Below are 17,190 nucleotides of genomic sequence, written 5' to 3'. Positions count from 1 at the left end.
CACCCACGGCGCGCCGACCAATGCTACAGAATGCCTGTGACTACGGCACAACCGCTTTCTCAGGCTTTTATTGCAAAGTGTGTTGCTCGATGAAATCCATCGGCTGCAATCCTTCGCGGCTCACCAGTCGATTCAACTCGATTCGCGGCAAACGAACGGCCAGCAGGCAGATGCCCTCTTCGTCGTGTTCTTCTTTCTGTACCGCACCGGCTTCGAAAAACTGCGCACGCAGTCGAGCAAAACGTTGCGGCAAGCGCAAGGTGCCAACAAACAAATCGTCGCCGAGCAATTCGGCCACGGCCTGCTTGAGCAAATCCAGACCTGTACCGTCCTTGGCCGACAACCAGACCCGCTGCGGCTTGCCATCGGCATCGCGCTGGATCTGCGGCTCCACACCCTCGAGCAAATCGAGTTTGTTGTAAACCTCGAGGATCGGCAAGTCTTGAGCACCGATCTCCCCTAGAACCACCATCACCTGTTCAATCTGGGCCATGCGCTCGGGCTCATGGGCGTCGATCACATGCAGCAGCAGGTCGGAGTTGCTCGACTCTTCGAGCGTAGCCCGAAATGCCTCGACCAGTTTGTGCGGCAGGTGGCGAATGAAGCCCACGGTATCGGCCAGCACGATCGGACCGAGGTCGTCGAGCTCAAGTCGACGCAGGGTCGGATCGAGGGTGGCGAAGAGCTGGTCGGCGGCGAAGACATCGGAATCGGTTACCGAGTTGAACAGCGTCGATTTGCCGGCGTTGGTATAACCCACCAGTGAAACCGTCGGAATGTCAGCCCGTTTGCGCCCGCGACGAGATTGCTCGCGCTGGCTGCGAACCTTTTCCAGGCGCCCCTTGATCTGACGCAGGCGAACCCGCAACAGGCGCCGGTCGGTTTCCAGCTGGGTTTCACCCGGGCCGCGCAGACCGATACCGCCCTTCTGCCGCTCAAGGTGAGTCCAGCCACGAACCAGCCGCGTACTCATGTGTTCAAGCTGGGCCAGTTCGACCTGGAGCTTGCCTTCATGGGTGCGGGCGCGTTGGGCGAAGATATCGAGAATCAGACCCGTGCGGTCGATCACGCGACACTCGAAAACACGTTCGAGGTTACGTTCCTGACTGGGCGTGAGGATGTGATTGAAAATCACCAGATCGACCTGTTCGGCTTTGACCAGGTCGCGCAACTCCTCGACCTTGCCGCTGCCAATCAGGTATTTGGCGGTTGGCCGATGACGCGGCACGTTGAAAAACGCGACGGTCTCGGCGCCAGCCGACATTGCCAATTCCTGAAACTCCTGCGGATCTTCGCGCGCCTCAGGGTCCTGACCATCCAAGTGAACGAGAATTGCCCGTTCACCACCACCGTGGCGCTCAAAGAACAAAGGAGACTCCTATCAGGCGTTACCCGGAGCAGGCTCAGCGTCGCCCTGTTCACTTTCGGCGGCACTAGGCAGACGAATTGGACGAACCGGCACCACTGTAGAGATAGCGTGTTTATAAACCATCTGGCTGACGGTGTTTTTCAGCAGGATAACGAACTGGTCGAAAGATTCGATCGTGCCTTGCAGCTTGATCCCGTTGACCAGGTAGATGGAGACCCCCACTTTCTCTTTACGTAAAGTATTCAAGTAAGGGTCTTGTAGCGAATGCCCTTTTGACATGTGCCGCACTCCTTTAAGGATTCAATATAAAAAAATAGGTAAACAGATGGCTTGTGGCCGTCAGACCCCCAAGGATAGACGGCAATTGCAAGGACTCAGCTCAATATGGAGATGGTCCCCAGGTATTTCAAGGCGCGCGGCAGATTGTCGCAATCCAGGCTGTCCAACCAGTGTAAATCAGCCCAACTGCGCAGCCAGGTGAACTGGCGCTTCGCCAGCTGGCGCGTGGCAATGATTCCACGCTCCTGCATCTCGGCTTGCGTCAGCTTGCCATCCAGGTAGTCCCAGACTTGTCGGTAGCCTACTGCACGTATAGACGGCAACCCGGCATGCAGGTCACTTCTCTTACGCAGGGCTACGACCTCGTCAATGAATCCCTGTTCCAACATTAAAGTAAATCTTTGTTTAATTCGCTCATGCAATACCTGGCGATTAGCCGGAGCAATGGCCAGGTTCGCGACAGTATAGGGCAATTGTTGCTGTCCCGAAGCGGCTGCTTCAGTACTTTGCGCAGATTGTCGCAAGCGCAACTCAGTCATGCTTTGACCGCTGACACGATAAACCTCCAGCGCTCGACTGAGTCGCTGGGGATCGTTCGGATGAATGCGCGCTGCAGACTCCGGGTCAATCACTGCCAATTGATCGTGCAGGGCTTGCCAGCCAAGGCGTGCAGCTTCTTCTTCGATCTGGGCGCGAACGTCGGGATCGGCGGCGGGCATGTCCGCCAGACCTTCGACCAAAGCCTTGTAATAGAGCATTGTGCCGCCCACCAGCAACGGAATTTTTCCGCGCGCGGTGATGTCGGCCATGGCGTCGAGGGCATCACGTCGGAAATCCGCCGCCGAATAGCTCTCTGCCGGGTCGAGAATATCGATCAGGCGATGGGGAAATTCGGCCAACAGCGCTTTGGACGGCTTGGCGGTGCCGATGTCCATGCCACGGTAGACCAGCGCCGAATCCACGCTGATCAGCTCGCAGGGCAAGACTTTGGTGAGCTCGATGGCCAGGTCGGTCTTGCCGGCGGCGGTCGGCCCCATCAGGAAAATCGCGGGAGGGTGCTGGCTCATCAACGACCGCGCAAAAACAGTTTGTCCAGATCGTCCAGCCCCAATTGGGTCCAGGTCGGTCGGCCATGGTTGCATTGACCGCTGCGCTCGGTGCTTTCCATGTCGCGCAGCAGACCGTTCATTTCCGGCAGGGCCAGACGCCGATTCGCCCGAATCGCGCCGTGGCAGGCCATGGTCCCGAGCAGCTCGTTCAGGTGCGCCTGGATCCGGTCGCTGGTGCCGTACTCCATCAGGTCTGCCAATACGTCACTGACCAGTCGATTGGCTTCTGCCTGCTTGAGCAAGGCCGGAATCTGCCGGATGGCAAGGGATTCCGGGCCAAGGCGCTGCAACTCGAAGCCCAGGCGCTGGAACCAGGCCACATGCTCTTCGGCGCAATCGGCTTCACGCTGGCTGACCGCCAGGGACTCGGGCACCAGTAGCGGTTGGCCACTCAGGCCTTCGCTGGCCATGGCGATCTTCAGGCGTTCGTACATGATCCGCTCATGGGCGGCGTGCATGTCCACCAACACCAGGCCCTGAGCGTTCTCCGACAGAATATAGATACCCTTGAGCTGCGCCAACGCGTAGCCCAGGGGCGGAATATCGTCTTGCCCGGCTGGCAGAGCGACCGCGTTGGCCTCGGGCAACGGCGCGAAGAACTCGCGGTAGGCAGCCTGGGCTTCAGCGGCGGGAACACCGGACTGCGGCCGTGGCGTGTATTGATAACCGGCGCCGGCGCCCGAGCCAGGCATTGCATTGTAGGCCGGCTGAGCCTGGGGCTGCTCCAGCAACGCGTTGGCCGCCAGGCGCATTTCACCCTGGGGACCAAATTCGCCGGCCTCGATCCCGGTCGGTCGAACGATGGCGGTCGCCACAGGCGCCGCCAGTTGATCCTCAGGACGCACATCGCCCAGGGCGCGGTGCAAGGTGCCATAGAGGAAGTCGTGGACCATGCGCCCGTCACGGAAGCGCACTTCGTGTTTGGTCGGGTGCACGTTGACGTCGACGCCCGCCGGATCGACTTCGAAAAACAGCACGAAGGTCGGATGACGGCCATTGAACAGCACATCGCGATACGCCTGACGGACCGCGTGGGCCACCAGCTTGTCGCGCACGGCTCGACCATTCACAAAGAAATACTGCAAGTCCGCCTGGCTGCGATTGAACGTCGGCAAGCCGACCCAGCCCCAAAGATGCAGGCCATTGCGCTCGATTTCGATTGGCAGCGCCTGCTCCAGGAATCCCGCGCCGCAAATGGCCGCTACACGCCGGGCACGGGCCGCATCATCGCGGGCCTCATGCAGGCTGAGGATGGTCTTGCCGTTATGGCGCAGGTGGAAGGCCACGTCGAAACGCGCCAATGCCAGGCGCTTGATCACTTCCTGCAGGTGATCGAACTCGGTTTTTTCAGTCTTGAGAAACTTGCGGCGTGCCGGGGTATTGAAGAACAGGTCGCGCACTTCGACCGAGGTGCCGACCGGATGCGCGGCCGGCTGCACCCGCGGCGCCATGTCCCGGCCTTCGGTTTCGACTTGCCAGGCCTGGTCGGCCTCTTTGGTTCGGGACGTCAGCGTCAGCCGTGCCACGGAACTGATCGATGCCAGGGCCTCGCCCCGAAAGCCGAGGCTCATGACCTGCTCGAGGTCTTCCAGGTTGCGGATCTTGCTGGTGGCGTGACGGGCCAGGGCCAGCGGCAAGTCATCGGCTGAAATGCCGCTGCCATCGTCGCGCACCCGCAGCAATTTGACACCACCCTGTTCCACATCGACATCGATGCGTCTGGCGCCGGAGTCGAGGCTGTTTTCCAGCAACTCCTTGATCACCGAAGCCGGGCGCTCGACCACCTCGCCGGCGGCAATCTGGTTCGCCAGCCGGGGGCTGAGCAGCTCGATGCGAGCGGTGTTGGTCAGCGCCTGATTCATTCTTTGGCCGCCAGGTCGGTGCCGGGAATCGTCAGATGCTGACCGATTTTGAGCTCATCACTCGCCAGGTTGTTGGCGCTGCGCAGGCTGGCCGGCGACACCTGGTAGCGCACGGCGATCATCGCCAGGGTTTCACCGGGATTCACGCGATGGTCTCGCGGGCCTTGGGCGATCTTGCCGGAATCGCGCAGCCAGGCAATGTAGGTGCCCGGCGGTGGATTCTGCTGGAAGAACTGGCGCACGCCGCTGCTGATCGACCGCGCCAGCGCCTGCTGGTGATTCGCAGCGGCAAGCTTGGAGGCTTCGTTGGCGTTGGAGATGAACCCGGTTTCCACCAGGATCGACGGAATGTCCGGCGACTTCAGCACCATGAACCCGGCCTGCTCCACCCGTTGTTTGTGCAGCGGGGTGACCCGGCCGATATTGCTCAGGACCTTCTGGCCGACGTTCAGGCTGGACGTCAGGGAGGCGGTCATCGACAGGTCGAGCAGTACGCCCGCCAACATCCGGTCTTTGTCGTCGAGGCTGACGTTACCGGCACCACCGATCAGGTCGGACCGGTTTTCGCTGTCGGCCAACCAGCGCGCCGTCTCGGACGTGGCGCCGCGATCAGACAGGGCGAATACCGACGCACCGAAGGCGGCGGTCGAGGGGGCGGCATCGGCGTGGATCGAGACGAACAGGTCGGCGCCCTTCTTGCGGGCGATTTCGGTACGCCCGCGCAAGGGAATGAAGTAGTCGCCGGTACGGGTCAGTTCGGCGCGGAAGCCTTTCATGCCGTTGACCTGGCGCTGCAGTTCGCGAGCGATGGCCAGCACCACGTCTTTCTCGCGCTGACCGCGAGAACCGGAGGCGCCCGGGTCTTCGCCACCGTGGCCGGCATCGATGACCACGACGATGTCGCGCTTGCCGGCCGGGGCTGGCGGCAATTTGACTGGCGGATCGATCGGGGTGACCGGCACCGGGGCCACTTTCGCGACGTTGGTTGGCGCCGGAATCGGCGCGGCATCGGCGGGGTTATCGAACAGATCGACCACCAGCCGGTTACCGTACTGGGCGTTCGGCGCCAGGGTAAAGCTTTTCGGCGTGACGGCTTTTTTCAGGTCGATGACCACCCGCAGGTCCGTCGGCGTGCGTTGGGCCGAGCGCATTGCGGTGATCGGGGTGTTCGAGCTATTGACGCTCAAGGGCGCCCCGAGGCTCGCACCATTGATGTCGATCACCAGGCGATCCGGAGCAGACAGGGTAAACACGCTGTGCTGGACAGGCCCCGTCAGGTCGAACACCAGTCGTGTGTTGTCCGGAGCCCGCCACAGGCGAACGCTGTTGACCTTTGTCTCGGCCACAGCGTCGACGGTTACCGCCAGAAACAACAACCCTACGGCAGCTACCATCGCGCGAAAGCGCATACCTGACCCCATCATTTAATTGGATTCCAATGCCAAAGCGGCACACCACGACTCGCCACGCGAGCCCTGGGACAAAATTTTCAGCGAACGCCCGCTGTCTTGCGGGCTAATGGTAATGGTCAGGTCGGGCTTTGGCAAAAAGCCTGAGCCCTTGCGGGGCCATTCGATCAGGCACAACGCATCGTCTACGAAGTAGTCGCGGATACCGAGGTATTCCAGCTCTTCCGGATCGACCAGGCGATACAGGTCGAAATGGAAAGCCCGGATGTCACCGATCTCGTACGGTTCGACCAGAGTGAAGGTCGGACTTTTGACCGCACCCTCATGCCCCAGACCCCGGATGATACCTCGGGACAGCGTGGTTTTCCCCGCTCCCAGATCCCCTTCCAGAAAAATCAGACCGTGCCCTTCGGTGGTTTTCGCGATACGTGCGCCAAACGCCGTCATCGCCTCTTCATCAGCCAGGTACAGGGTTACTTCAGACACGGTGCTTGCTCCTCCAACAACTGACGAATGGCTGGGATCAGATCACTGGCCGCCAGCCCACGGCCCGATTTACCTTCTTGTGCACCGGCGCCGGCGTGCAGCCAGACACCGAGGCAAGCGGCGTCAAAGGCGTTCATGCCCTGGGCCAGCAGGGCGCCCAGCAATCCGGCCAGTACATCGCCCAATCCGGCGGTAGCCATCGCCGGATGCCCCTGATCGCATACCGCCAGACGTCCGTCGGGACTGGCGATCAGGCTGCCGGCGCCTTTGAGGACCACAACCGCTGTGTATTTTTTGCTCAATGCATGGGCAGCGGCTGGACGATCGGCCTGGACCTCGGCAGTCGACAGGCCCAATAACCGCGCCGCCTCCCCCGGATGCGGCGTGATCACACAATCCCCGGGCAAGCTCACCTGCCCTTCAGCCAACAGATTCAAGGCGTCGGCGTCCCAGACTTGCGCAAGCGGTGCGTTGGCCGCCGCCGACAAAAGACTGCGCCCCCAGGACGCCTGTCCCAAGCCTGGACCGACGACCAGCACGGACACTTTTTCCAGCAATCCCATCAGTTGGTTGGCTGACGAAGTGCCCACTACCATCGCTTCGGGAATTCTAGCCAGTGCGGCGGGAACGTGTTCGCTTCGCGTCGATACCGACACCATGCCCGCGCCACTGCGCAGCGCAGTTTGCGCACTCAGCAGGATCGCGCCGCCAAAACCCCGATCACCGCCGATCAACAGCACATGCCCGAACTTGCCTTTATGGGCAGTGGGAGCGCGGCTGGCCAGGCGCGGCACGTTATCGGCCGTCAGAAGACGCGCACTGATGTCGACGCCATTAAATGACTCAGGGGAGGCCTGCAGGTCATTGAACACCCACTCGCCCACCACGTCCGCCGCGTCGCCGGTGAACAGCCCCAATTTCAAGCCAATGAAGGTCACGGTCAGGTCAGCCCGGACGGCCGAGCCAAGAATACGTCCCGTATCAGCGCAAAGACCCGAAGGAATATCCACTGCCGCAACTGGCAAGCCACTGGCATTGATCGCAGCGATAACGCCGGCATAGGGTTCTCGCACGTCTCCCGTCAAACCGGTACCGAGCATGGCGTCTACCACAACGCCCCGCAACCCGGACTGCGAGCTCCAGGCTTGAACGGCAACGCCTTCGGCCACGGCCTCGGCGTGGGCCAGGACTGCATCGCCTTGCAAACGCTTAGGATCACCGACTGCCAGGACGCGTACGTGCCAGCCTGCGCGCCTGGCCAAAACAGCTATTAAATAGCCATCACCGGCGTTGTTGCCATGACCGGTCACCACACTCAGCTCGTTCGCCGTCGGCCAGTGACGGACCAGCGCACGCCAGGTAGCGCGCGCCGCCCGCTGCATCAATTCGAAGCCCGGTGTGCCGGCCGCAATCAGGCTCGCATCGAGCGCTCGCACTTGCGCGGCGCTGTACAGCGCGTCGGGTAAATCATCTTTAGTGTGCGGCATGCGTCTTCGGGCTCCGATGTCTGGCAGAATTATACGCACCTCAGCTCCGGTTTCTCTCGTCTCATGCCCGCAATTACCACAGACCTGCCCGCCCTCGCCCAATCCATCAAGGATTGGGGCCGCGAGCTGGGCTTTCAGCAAGTCGGCATCAGCGGCCTGGACCTGGCCGAGCATGAGCAGCACCTGCAGCGCTGGCTCGAAGCCGGCTACCACGGCGAAATGGACTACATGGGCGCCCACGGCAGCAAACGCTCGCACCCGGAAGAACTGGTGCCGGGCACGTTAAGGGTCGTATCCCTGCGCATGGACTACCTGCCCGGCGACACGGAAATGGCCCAACGCCTGGCCCAACCGGAGAAAGCCTACGTTTCGCGCTATGCCTTGGGCCGCGATTATCACAAATTGATCCGTAAACGCGTGCAACAACTGGCAGAAAAAATCCAGGCGGTCATCGGCCCGTTCGGCTACCGCGCGTTCGTCGACAGTGCCCCGGTGCTGGAAAAGGCCATTGCCGAAAAAGCCGGCCTGGGCTGGATCGGCAAAAATACCCTGGTGTTGAATCGCAAGGCCGGCAGTTACTTCTTTCTCAGTGAACTGTTCGTCGACCTGCCGCTCCCTGTGGACCCGCCCCACGCTAGCGAACACTGCGGACGCTGCACCGCGTGCCTGGACATTTGCCCGACCAATGCGTTCGTCGGCCCTTATGTACTGGATGCCCGGCGCTGCATTTCCTACCTGACCATCGAGCTGAAAAGCGCGATCCCCGAAGATTTGCGACCGCTGATCGGCAATCGGGTGTTTGGTTGCGATGACTGCCAGATCGTCTGCCCGTGGAACCGCTTTGCCCGCCCGTCCGGGGAAAGCGACTTCAAGCCGCGTCATAACCTGGACAACGCCGAACTGGCTGAATTGTTCATGTGGGATGAGGATAAATTCCTCAGCAGCACCGAAGGGTCGCCGCTACGCCGTGCCGGCTATGAGCGCTGGCTGCGCAATCTCGCGGTGGGCCTGGGTAATGCGCCGTCGAGCATTCCGGTACTGGAGGCGTTGAAGGCGCGACGCGAATACCCATCGGAACTGGTCCGCGAACATGTGGAATGGGCCCTGAAACAACACGGTGTGCTGTAGGAGCAGCCGGTCGACGCTCGATTGCTCGCGATGGTCTTCAACGATAACGCTTTAAACCTGACACCCCGCGGCGCTCTCGGGCTCATCGCGAGCAATCGAGCGTCGACCGGCTGCTCCTACAGGAGACCGTGTCAGGCTTCGTCGTTGTAGACGAACTTCGGCATTTCCCAGTGAAAACGGATCGCCAACAGACGCAGCAGGAAGCCGCCGAACAGAGTAATCAGGATCGCCTGTTCGCCGGGCAGTTCGAGATAGATGCACAGCAGGTAGCACCACGCCGCAGCGAACGACACACTGGCATAGAGTTCTCGGCGGAAGATCAGCGGGATGTCGTTACAGAAGATGTCCCGCAGGATGCCGCCGAACACCCCGGTGATCACCCCGCTGACCGAAGCCACCAACATGCCATGACCCATTTCCAGCGCGGTCATGCAGCCAATCAAGGTAAAGGCCACCAACCCTACGGCGTCGAGTACCAGAAACAGCGAACGCAGGTGGCGCATCCAGCGTGCGGCGAACACGGTGAACATCGCCGCGATCGAGGTCAGCACCAGGTATTCCGGGTGTTTGACCCAGGTCAGCGGGTAATGGCCAAGCAGCACGTCGCGCACCGACCCGCCACCCAGGGCCGTCACGCACGCGATCAGCACCACACCAAACCAATCCATGCCGCGACGGCCGGCAGACAGGGCACCGGTCATGGCTTCGGCGGTAATGGCGATCAGGTAGAGCATCAGCAACATGGGGGCGGTCCTTGCAGGAAGGCGCGCAGTCTACTCACTTCGCCGAAGCACCAAAAGCGGGCACACAAGAACTTTCACCCGCATGGTCAATGGGTGACCCATCGGACGCCTTCGTGGCCAAGCTCACTCCCCACAGGGTCGGCGAATAACCTTGTGGGAGCGGGCTTGCCCGCGAAGAGGCCAGTGAAGGCACCGCTGATTCAGAACTTGATGAAATTCTTGCGGTAATGCTGCAACTCGGCGATGGATTCACGGATGTCGTCCAGGGCCAGGTGGGTGCTGCCTTTCTGGAAACTGTCGCGCACGCTAGGCGCCCAGCGTGCGGCCAGTTCTTTCAGGGTCGACACGTCGAGGTTGCGGTAGTGGAAATAGCTTTCCAGGGATTTCATGTGGGTATATAGAAAGCGACGGTCCTGGCAGATGCTGTTGCCGCAGATCGGCGACTTGCCCTTCGGCACCCATTTTTCCAGGAAGGCGATGGTCTCGGCTTCGGCTTCGGCCATGCTGATGCGGCTGTCGCGAACCCGTTGGGTCAGGCCCGAGCCGCCGTGTTGACGGGTGTTCCACTCGTCCATGCCGGCGAGGATCTCATCGCTGTGATGGATGGCGATCACCGGACCTTCGGCCAAGGTGTTCAAATCACTGTCAGTGACGATCGTCGCCATCTCGATGATGACGTCGGTATCAGGGTTCAGACCGGTCATTTCCAGGTCGATCCAGATCAGATTCTGCGGGTTTTGCATATGTCGACTCCTAGGCAATGCTGCGCAGTTTAGCCTAGGGACGTGGCCGGGCGTGCTAAACTCGCGGCCGTTTTACCTAATCGCTGCATTCTTGATACGGAACACCCATGGCCAAACGCCAACTCAATCGTCGTCAAAACTGGCGCATCGAAAAGATTCAGGGCGAACGCGCTGCCCGCGCCGCCAAACGCGAGTCCTCGGCTGTCGAGGCACTCGAGGGTGGCGACCTGGGTCCGGAACAGACCGGCCTGGTGATCGCACACTTCGGTGTGCAGGTCGAAGTCGAAGCGCTCGATGGCGAGTTGGCCGGCCAGGTATTCCGCTGCCACTTGCGCGCCAACCTCCCGGCGCTGGTAACCGGCGATCAGGTGGTCTGGCGTGCCGGCAACCAGGGGATCGGCGTGATCGTGGCGCAACTGCCGCGCAAAACCGAACTCTGCCGTCCGGACAGCCGTGGCCAGCTCAAGCCGGTGGCGGCCAACGTCGACATGATCGTCATCGTCTTCGCCCCGCTGCCCGAGCCGCACGCCAACCTGATCGACCGTTATCTGGTCGCGGCCGAGCACGCGGGGATTCGCCCCCTGCTGCTGCTCAACAAATTCGACCTGATCGACGAACACAACGCCCCGGCGCTGAATGCCTTGCTGGCGGTCTACCGCACGCTGGGCTATCCGGTACTGGAAGTGTCGGCGCACCACGGCAACGGCATGGAGCAACTGCAGAAGCAGCTGGACGGGCACATCAGCGTGTTCGTCGGCCAGTCCGGCGTCGGCAAGTCATCGCTGGTCAACAGCCTGTTGCCGGAAGTCGACACCCGCGTTGGCCCGCTCTCCGAGCTGTCCGGCCAGGGTACCCACACCACCACCACCGCGCGCTTGTTCCACTTCCCCGGTGGCGGTGAGCTGATCGACTCCCCGGGTATCCGCGAATTCGGCCTGGGTCACGTCAGCCGCGCCGACGTCGAAGCCGGCTTCATCGAGTTCAACGACCTGATCGGCACCTGCCGCTTCCGCGACTGCAAGCACGACCGCGAACCGGGTTGCGCCTTGCTCAAGGCCCTGGAAGAGGGCCGAGTGCAGCAGCAACGGATGAACAGTTACCGCTCGATCATCGCCAGCTTGCCGGAGAGCAGCTACTAAGTAGTCTTGATCATTTTCGTGGCGCCACGAAAATGATCAGCACCCTGCGAAGACAAAAAAGCCGCGATCATCGCGGCTTTTTTGTGGGTCACGGCTTGAGCGGCTCGCCCGGTTTCGGCGCCGGGACATCGAACAGATTCAAGCGCTCGCGAAGCTCATGCGCCGGCAGCGGCTCTTTATCCGCAGGCAACGCATTCGGGTCGACGGGCGTGGTCGGCACTTCACCCGGGGCGCCCTGCCCTGGCGTCTGCTCCTGCGCAGGCTCCGCACCTTGCGTACCTTCCATGGCACGCTGGGCTTTTTTGGTCAGCACCACGATGTCGATACGGCGATTGACCGGGTTGAACGGGTTGTCCCGATCAAACAGGGCCGAGGAGGCATAGCCGACGACTCGCGCCACTTGCGATTCCGGATAACGGCCGGCGACCAGCGCACGGCGGGCCGCGTTGGCACGGTTGGCCGACAATTCCCAGTTACCGAAATCACCGGTACCCGAATAGGGTGTGGCATCGGTGTGGCCGCTGATGCTGATCTTGTTCGGCACGGCCTTGATGGTGTCGGCCATGGCCAGCAGAATATCTTCGAAATACGGTTTCAGGCGAGCGCTGCCCGAGTCGAACATCGGCCGGTTTTCCGCGTCCATGATCTGGATGCGCAAACCATTGGCAATGATCTCGAACTGGATCTGGTCCTTGAATTTGTGCAACTGAGGATTTTCATTGACCTTGCTCTGCAATTCTTGCAGCAGCAGTTCCAGCCGTTCTTTCTCGACCTGCTCGGCCATGCCTTCGGCCTGTTCGTTACCGATGGTCACTTTGTCCGGCTGAGGCTGGGATTTGACCTCGGGATTGAGCGTGTTCTCCGGCGCCAGGGTGGGCGAACCACCCAGGTCGATGATGTAGGGCGTGCCACTTTCGGTAAAGCCGATCGGGTCCTTGAAGTAACCGGCGATGGCGATCTTCTGCTCAGGCGTTGCGTTGGACAGCAGCCACAGCACCAGGAAGAACGCCATCATCGCCGTCGCGAAGTCGGCGAAGGCGATTTTCCAGGCGCCTCCATGATGCCCGGCGGCGTAGCGCTTGACGCGCTTGATGATGATCGGCTGGTTATTCTCCATGACTCAGCGACCGCGAACCGCTTGTTCCAGCTCGGCGAAGCTGGGGCGGTGCGCCGGGTACAGCACCTTGCGCCCGAATTCCACCGCCAGCGACGGCGGCATGCCGGAAGCGGAAGCGACCAGCGAGGCCTTGATGGCCTCGTAGACATTCAGTTCTTCCTTGGCATCGTGGGCCAGGGAGTGGGCCAGCGGACCAAAGAAACCATAGGCGGCCAGAATACCGAAGAAGGTACCGACCAGCGCCGCACCGACGTGCAGGCCGATGGATTGCTGATCGCCATCCCCCAGGGACGCCATGGTCACCACGATACCCAGTACCGCCGCGACGATACCGAAGCCGGGCATGGCGTCGGCGATGCCGTTCACGGCGTGGGAGGGGTGATCCAGGTCCTCCTTGAGGCTGTACAGCTCCATGTCGAACAGGCCTTCCAGCTCATGGGGGGCCATGTTGCCGGACGACATGATGCGCAGGTAATCACAGACGTACGCCGTCATGCGTTCGTCTTTCAGAACCGCCGGGTACTTGGCGAAGATCGGGCTCGCGGAGGCATCTTCGATGTCGCCTTCGATGGCCATCATGCCTTCGCGGCGGCTCTTGTTGAGGATCTCGTAGATCAGCCCCAGCACCTCAAGGTAGAAGGTGTGGGTGAAGCGCGAGCTGAACATGCTCAAGGATTTCTTGAACACGCGCATCGTCATGTGACTGGGGTTGGCCTGCAGGAATGCACCCAGGGCCGCTCCACCGATAATCATCACCTCGAAGGGCTGAATCAGGGCGGCAATTTTACCGTGGGAAAGCACGTATCCGCCGAGCACGCTCGCGAATACGACGATGATGCCGATTATTTTAGCCATAGGGTGGGGAGCACTTACTGAGTCGGGTTCAAGGTCATATCCGGAAGCTGAAAAATCTCTTCTTCTCCTTATCGGCAAAACTGCGCCAGACTATAGCCCGTTCAGGCGAAAAGCCAATTTGCCCGTTCCGGGCATACGCTCCGAACATGGATAAAGCAGACGATGATCGCGTCCACACATGGCTGACGAAACGAACGTTCCAACGCCGGCACCGAGCACGCTCGAAGGCTGGGTCAAGCTGCTCGACAGCGTACGACTGCCCGTTCCGCAAGCCAGTCATGATCGGGTTTGCAAGGCCGTCCGCGACAAGCGAAGTTCGCTGCGCGATATCGCCGACATGATGCAGCACAGCCCTGCCCTGGCCTTGAGCGTGATTCGCGAAGCCAACCGGCATGCCCATGGCAGCCTGACCACTCCTGCTGAAAACCTTGAAGTAGCGCTCAATCGCCTCGGCTTGCAGCGCACCGAAGAACTGCTCGGCCAACTGCCCGCCCAGCCGCTGTCAAAGATCCCCAAAGTCTTGCGCCAGCTGCAGCTGATCAGCCAGCACGCGACCCAACAGGCCAACGGTTTTTTCGCCAGTCGCCTGGCGCGGCTGTGGCAGGACATCCATTGGGGCAGCCTGCTGTTTCTCTCGCCGTTGTGGCCGATGGCGTTGACCCATCCGCAGTTGCTTGAAGAGTGGGAGCGGCGGGTCATCCATAAAGGCGAATCGGCGCGCAACGTCGAGAAGCAGTTGTTCGGCGTACGTCTGCTGCAAATCGGCCAGGCCCTGGCCGACCTCTGGCACCTGCCGATCTGGGTGCAGCAAGGTTATCGGCTGCTGCTCAACGAGCAGCGGGAACTGGTCAAGGTCCTGCGCATCGCTCGCGACAGTGATCACCCCTTGCGCCAGCAAAACCGCCTCGACGACGATCCGACCTTGCGCCGCTGGCTCAATCAACCGGCGAACACGGTGTTGCTGGCCAATGGCCTGGCGTTATCGGCGCAACAGGCCTGGGACAGTCCGCACGCTGAGCGCTGGCACCACCTGACCGGCCTTTACCTGCAAATGCCGATGGACGAAGTGCAGCAGCAATTGCACCGACAGGCCGTCACCAGCGCCCGCCAGCACGCCATGCCAGACCTGTGGCACCCGGCCGTTTCGCTGATCTGGCCGTGGGGCATCAAGCGCAGTCACGCGGGCTTGCCCTCGGCCCCGGCGCCGTCCGCCGAAGATCTGGCGAAATGGCGCAGGCAATGCGCCGAATTGCTGATGCAACCCAGTCGCTTCGCCAATGCCCTGCACTTGACCACCTCTGCTCGCGACGCATTGGTGGCGTGCGGCATGCGACGGGTGATGATACTGATGGCCGACCGCACTCACGCCAATCTGCGGGTCCACCAGGCCTGCGGCCTGCCAACGGCAGCCACCAGCCTGAACGTTCCGGTCAACCAGAGCACCGTGCTGCAACGCCTGCTCTCGCAACAGGCGCAGCTGCGCCTGACCCCGGCCAACAACGCGCAAATATCGGCCCTGTTGCCGGCGAGCCTGCGTTCGCAGTTCGAGGGTGAACACTTGTTACTGCGCTCACTGGTCAACAACGGTCGGGTGATCATGATTGTGGTGGCGGACCAGGGTGGCGGGCCGTTCTCGGAGATCGCCGTGCAAGCCTTCGGCAAAACCGCGCAGTGCATCGAAAAAGCCCTGCACAGCTTTAGCCACCGCGGCCAATGAAGGCTGCGCTACAATCCACCCCTTTGTGCTCTGGAGACCTCACATGTCTGACTTCTCTGGCTTGACCCTGGTGATCGAGCCGAGCGACCTGCTCACCCGTCTCGAATCCCGCGAACTGATCCTGGTGGACCTGACCAGCAGCGCGCGTTATGCCGAAGGGCATATTCCCGGCGCCCGCTTTGTCGATCCCAAGCGTACGCAACTGGGTCAGGCGCCTGCGCCAGGCCTGCTGCCGACCCAAGGGGCGCTTGAAGCATTGTTCGGCGAACTGGGACACAACCCCGATGCGGTCTACGTCGTCTATGACGACGAAGGCGGCGGTTGGGCCGGTCGCTTTATCTGGCTTCTGGACGTTATCGGCCATAGCCGGTACCACTATGTCGACGGCGGCCTCAAAGCCTGGCTGGCGGAAGGTTTGCCCATGTCGATCCAGATCCCGCCTGCGGTCGGCGGTCCCGTCCACCTGACCTTGCACGACGAACCCATCGCTACACGCGAGTACCTGCAAAGCCGTCTCGGCGCGGCCGACCTGGCGATCTGGGACGCCCGCGGACCGCTGGAGTACTCCGGCGAAAAAGTCCTGGCGGCCAAGGCAGGGCACATCCCCGGCGCGGTCAATTTCGAATGGACCGCAGGCATGGATCAGGCCCGTCACCTGCGCATTCGCACGGACATGCCGCAGATCCTGGAGCAACTCGGGATCAGCAAAGACAAAGAAGTGATCACCCACTGCCAGACCCACCATCGCTCTGGCTTCACTTATCTGGTGGCCAAATCCCTCGGTTTTCCGCGGGTCAAAGGCTACGCCGGCTCATGGGGCGAATGGGGCAACCATCCCGATACCCCGGTAGAGAAATAAGTTTCTAAGGACCGTCAATGAATAAGCGTTTGTTTATCCTCAGCCAATACCTGCTGCCCCACCATTTGCTGTCGCGACTGGCCGGCTGCATTGCCGAATGCCGCGTGCGCTGGTTCAAGAACGCCTTTACGGCGTGGTTCGCCAAGCGCTATCAGGTGGACATGTCCCAGGCGCTGGTCGAAGACCTCACCGCTTACGAGCACTTCAATGCGTTCTTCACGCGCGCCTTGAAAGAGGGTGCCCGTCCGCTGGACCAGACGCCGGGCGCCATCCTCAGCCCCGCCGACGGTGCCGTCAGCCAGCTCGGCCCGATCGAACACGGCCGCGTGTTCCAGGCCAAGGGCCACAGTTTCAGCGTCCTGGAGTTGCTGGGTGGTGACGCTGCCAATGCCGCGCCGTTCATGGGCGGCGATTTCGCCACCATTTACCTGTCGCCGAAGGACTATCACCGCGTGCACATGCCATTGGCTGGCACGCTGCGCGAGATGGTCTACATTCCGGGGCGGATTTTTTCCGTCAACCAGACCACTGCCGAAAACGTGCCGGAGCTGTTCGCCCGCAACGAGCGTGTGGCGTGCATTTTCGACACTGAGCGCGGGCCAATGGCCGTGGTGCTGGTGGGCGCCATGATCGTGGCATCGATCGAAACGGTCTGGGCCGGGTTGGTCACGCCACCGAAGCGCGAGCTGAAAACCTTCCGCTACGACGAAGCCGCCCGTGCGCCGATCCACCTGGAAAAAGGTGCTGAACTGGGTCGCTTCAAACTGGGTTCGACAGCCGTGGTGCTATTCGGGCCGGACCAGGTCAAATGGGCTGAAGAACTGGCGGCCGGTTCGCCGGTGCAGATGGGCCAGGGCATGGGTCTGCCAACAGCATGATGCCTGATCC

The 17,190-nt window shown here is 61.5% G+C and carries 16 protein-coding genes; 5 read left to right on the top strand and 11 right to left on the bottom strand.

Translation table 11 applies throughout. The features are described from left to right. Positions 1 to 67: 67 nt before the first annotated feature. From hflX to PMA3_RS02035, 7 genes are all read right to left on the bottom strand, one after another. Positions 68 to 1,369, bottom strand: coding sequence for a ribosome rescue GTPase HflX (hflX, locus tag PMA3_RS02065; protein ID WP_064675614.1), 1,302 nt, complete (start codon positions 1,367 to 1,369; stop codon positions 68 to 70). Between the two features lie 12 nt (positions 1,370 to 1,381). Beyond that, positions 1,382 to 1,648 carry an RNA chaperone Hfq gene (hfq, locus tag PMA3_RS02060; protein ID WP_064675613.1) on the bottom strand — a complete coding sequence of 89 codons (267 nt, stop codon included), beginning with the start codon at positions 1,646 to 1,648 and terminating at the stop codon, positions 1,382 to 1,384. 95 nt (positions 1,649 to 1,743) lie between these two features. Then, on the bottom strand, positions 1,744 to 2,715 hold the full coding sequence (gene miaA, locus PMA3_RS02055) for a tRNA (adenosine(37)-N6)-dimethylallyltransferase MiaA (protein WP_064675612.1): 972 nt from the start codon (positions 2,713 to 2,715) through the stop codon (positions 1,744 to 1,746). Then, a complete protein-coding gene (mutL, locus tag PMA3_RS02050) occupies positions 2,715 to 4,619 on the bottom strand; it encodes a DNA mismatch repair endonuclease MutL (RefSeq protein WP_064675611.1) in 1,905 nt (634 codons plus the stop codon). The genes miaA and mutL overlap by 1 nt, the downstream gene beginning before the upstream one ends. After that, a complete protein-coding gene (locus PMA3_RS02045; protein ID WP_064675610.1) occupies positions 4,616 to 6,043 on the bottom strand; it encodes an N-acetylmuramoyl-L-alanine amidase in 1,428 nt (475 codons plus the stop codon). Before PMA3_RS02045 ends, mutL begins: the two co-directional genes overlap by 4 nt. Next, a complete protein-coding gene (tsaE, locus tag PMA3_RS02040) occupies positions 6,044 to 6,514 on the bottom strand; it encodes a tRNA (adenosine(37)-N6)-threonylcarbamoyltransferase complex ATPase subunit type 1 TsaE (protein WP_064675609.1) in 471 nt (156 codons plus the stop codon). After that, positions 6,502 to 8,001, bottom strand: a complete 1,500-nt coding sequence (locus PMA3_RS02035; protein ID WP_064675608.1) for a bifunctional ADP-dependent NAD(P)H-hydrate dehydratase/NAD(P)H-hydrate epimerase — start codon at positions 7,999 to 8,001, stop codon at positions 6,502 to 6,504. Before PMA3_RS02035 ends, tsaE begins: the two co-directional genes overlap by 13 nt. Before the next feature lie 63 nt (positions 8,002 to 8,064). On the opposite strand from PMA3_RS02035, the gene queG reads away from it, so the two are divergent. Beyond that, positions 8,065 to 9,129, top strand: a complete 1,065-nt coding sequence (gene queG, locus PMA3_RS02030; protein WP_064675607.1) for a tRNA epoxyqueuosine(34) reductase QueG — start codon at positions 8,065 to 8,067, stop codon at positions 9,127 to 9,129. A 131-nt stretch (positions 9,130 to 9,260) separates the two neighbouring features. Here queG and PMA3_RS02025 read toward each other — a convergent pair whose 3' ends face one another. Next, positions 9,261 to 9,872 carry a trimeric intracellular cation channel family protein gene (locus PMA3_RS02025; protein ID WP_064675606.1) on the bottom strand — a complete coding sequence of 204 codons (612 nt, stop codon included), beginning with the start codon at positions 9,870 to 9,872 and terminating at the stop codon, positions 9,261 to 9,263. A gap of 200 nt (positions 9,873 to 10,072) precedes the next feature. Further along, positions 10,073 to 10,615: an oligoribonuclease gene (gene orn, locus PMA3_RS02020; RefSeq protein ID WP_064675605.1), complete on the bottom strand. Its 543-nt coding sequence runs from the start codon at positions 10,613 to 10,615 to the stop codon at positions 10,073 to 10,075. A 107-nt stretch (positions 10,616 to 10,722) separates the two neighbouring features. On the opposite strand from orn, the gene rsgA reads away from it, so the two are divergent. Further along, positions 10,723 to 11,754, top strand: coding sequence for a small ribosomal subunit biogenesis GTPase RsgA (rsgA, locus tag PMA3_RS02015; protein WP_064675604.1), 1,032 nt, complete (start codon positions 10,723 to 10,725; stop codon positions 11,752 to 11,754). An 88-nt stretch (positions 11,755 to 11,842) separates the two neighbouring features. Here the strand turns inward: rsgA and motB are convergent, their stop codons facing one another. Continuing rightward, a complete protein-coding gene (motB, locus tag PMA3_RS02010) occupies positions 11,843 to 12,871 on the bottom strand; it encodes a flagellar motor protein MotB (RefSeq protein ID WP_064675603.1) in 1,029 nt (342 codons plus the stop codon). A 3-nt stretch (positions 12,872 to 12,874) separates the two neighbouring features. After that, entirely contained in the window at positions 12,875 to 13,726 is an 852-nt protein-coding gene (gene motA / locus PMA3_RS02005; RefSeq protein ID WP_064675602.1) for a flagellar motor stator protein MotA, read from the bottom strand. Between the two features lie 178 nt (positions 13,727 to 13,904). Here motA and PMA3_RS02000 point away from each other — a divergent pair, with 178 nt between their 5' ends. From PMA3_RS02000 to asd, 3 genes are read left to right on the top strand one after another with little or no spacing between them, the layout of a single operon-like run. Further along, complete coding sequence (locus PMA3_RS02000) at positions 13,905 to 15,443, top strand: HDOD domain-containing protein (protein WP_064675601.1); 1,539 nt, start codon at positions 13,905 to 13,907, stop codon at positions 15,441 to 15,443. A 43-nt stretch (positions 15,444 to 15,486) separates the two neighbouring features. Then, positions 15,487 to 16,302, top strand: coding sequence for a rhodanese-like domain-containing protein (locus PMA3_RS01995; RefSeq protein ID WP_064675600.1), 816 nt, complete (start codon positions 15,487 to 15,489; stop codon positions 16,300 to 16,302). A gap of 17 nt (positions 16,303 to 16,319) precedes the next feature. Continuing rightward, a complete protein-coding gene (gene asd, locus PMA3_RS01990; protein WP_064675599.1) occupies positions 16,320 to 17,180 on the top strand; it encodes an archaetidylserine decarboxylase in 861 nt (286 codons plus the stop codon). Positions 17,181 to 17,190 lie beyond the last annotated feature (10 nt).

The organism is Pseudomonas silesiensis, from assembly GCF_001661075.1.
GTDB lineage: Bacteria > Pseudomonadota > Gammaproteobacteria > Pseudomonadales > Pseudomonadaceae > Aquipseudomonas > Aquipseudomonas silesiensis.
The sequence above is the reverse complement of the archived record's forward strand: the minus strand, read 5'-3'. Positions and strand labels throughout refer to the sequence as shown.

What these genes read in the sequence shown, in the direction of transcription:
- hfq (WP_064675613.1), bottom strand. Translation starts at nt 1,648, where the DNA reads ATGTCAAAAGGGCATTCGCTACAAGACCCTTACTTGAATACTTTACGT.
- PMA3_RS01995 (WP_064675600.1), top strand. Translation starts at nt 15,487, where the DNA reads ATGTCTGACTTCTCTGGCTTGACCCTGGTGATCGAGCCGAGCGACCTG.
- queG (WP_064675607.1), top strand. Translation starts at nt 8,065, where the DNA reads ATGCCCGCAATTACCACAGACCTGCCCGCCCTCGCCCAATCCATCAAG.
- PMA3_RS02000 (WP_064675601.1), top strand. Translation starts at nt 13,905, where the DNA reads ATGGCTGACGAAACGAACGTTCCAACGCCGGCACCGAGCACGCTCGAA.
- PMA3_RS02045 (WP_064675610.1), bottom strand. Translation starts at nt 6,043, where the DNA reads ATGATGGGGTCAGGTATGCGCTTTCGCGCGATGGTAGCTGCCGTAGGG.
- orn (WP_064675605.1), bottom strand. Translation starts at nt 10,615, where the DNA reads ATGCAAAACCCGCAGAATCTGATCTGGATCGACCTGGAAATGACCGGT.
- motA (WP_064675602.1), bottom strand. Translation starts at nt 13,726, where the DNA reads ATGGCTAAAATAATCGGCATCATCGTCGTATTCGCGAGCGTGCTCGGC.
- PMA3_RS02035 (WP_064675608.1), bottom strand. Translation starts at nt 8,001, where the DNA reads ATGCCGCACACTAAAGATGATTTACCCGACGCGCTGTACAGCGCCGCG.
- motB (WP_064675603.1), bottom strand. Translation starts at nt 12,871, where the DNA reads ATGGAGAATAACCAGCCGATCATCATCAAGCGCGTCAAGCGCTACGCC.
- mutL (WP_064675611.1), bottom strand. Translation starts at nt 4,619, where the DNA reads ATGAATCAGGCGCTGACCAACACCGCTCGCATCGAGCTGCTCAGCCCC.
- PMA3_RS02025 (WP_064675606.1), bottom strand. Translation starts at nt 9,872, where the DNA reads ATGTTGCTGATGCTCTACCTGATCGCCATTACCGCCGAAGCCATGACC.
- miaA (WP_064675612.1), bottom strand. Translation starts at nt 2,715, where the DNA reads ATGAGCCAGCACCCTCCCGCGATTTTCCTGATGGGGCCGACCGCCGCC.
- asd (WP_064675599.1), top strand. Translation starts at nt 16,320, where the DNA reads ATGAATAAGCGTTTGTTTATCCTCAGCCAATACCTGCTGCCCCACCAT.
- rsgA (WP_064675604.1), top strand. Translation starts at nt 10,723, where the DNA reads ATGGCCAAACGCCAACTCAATCGTCGTCAAAACTGGCGCATCGAAAAG.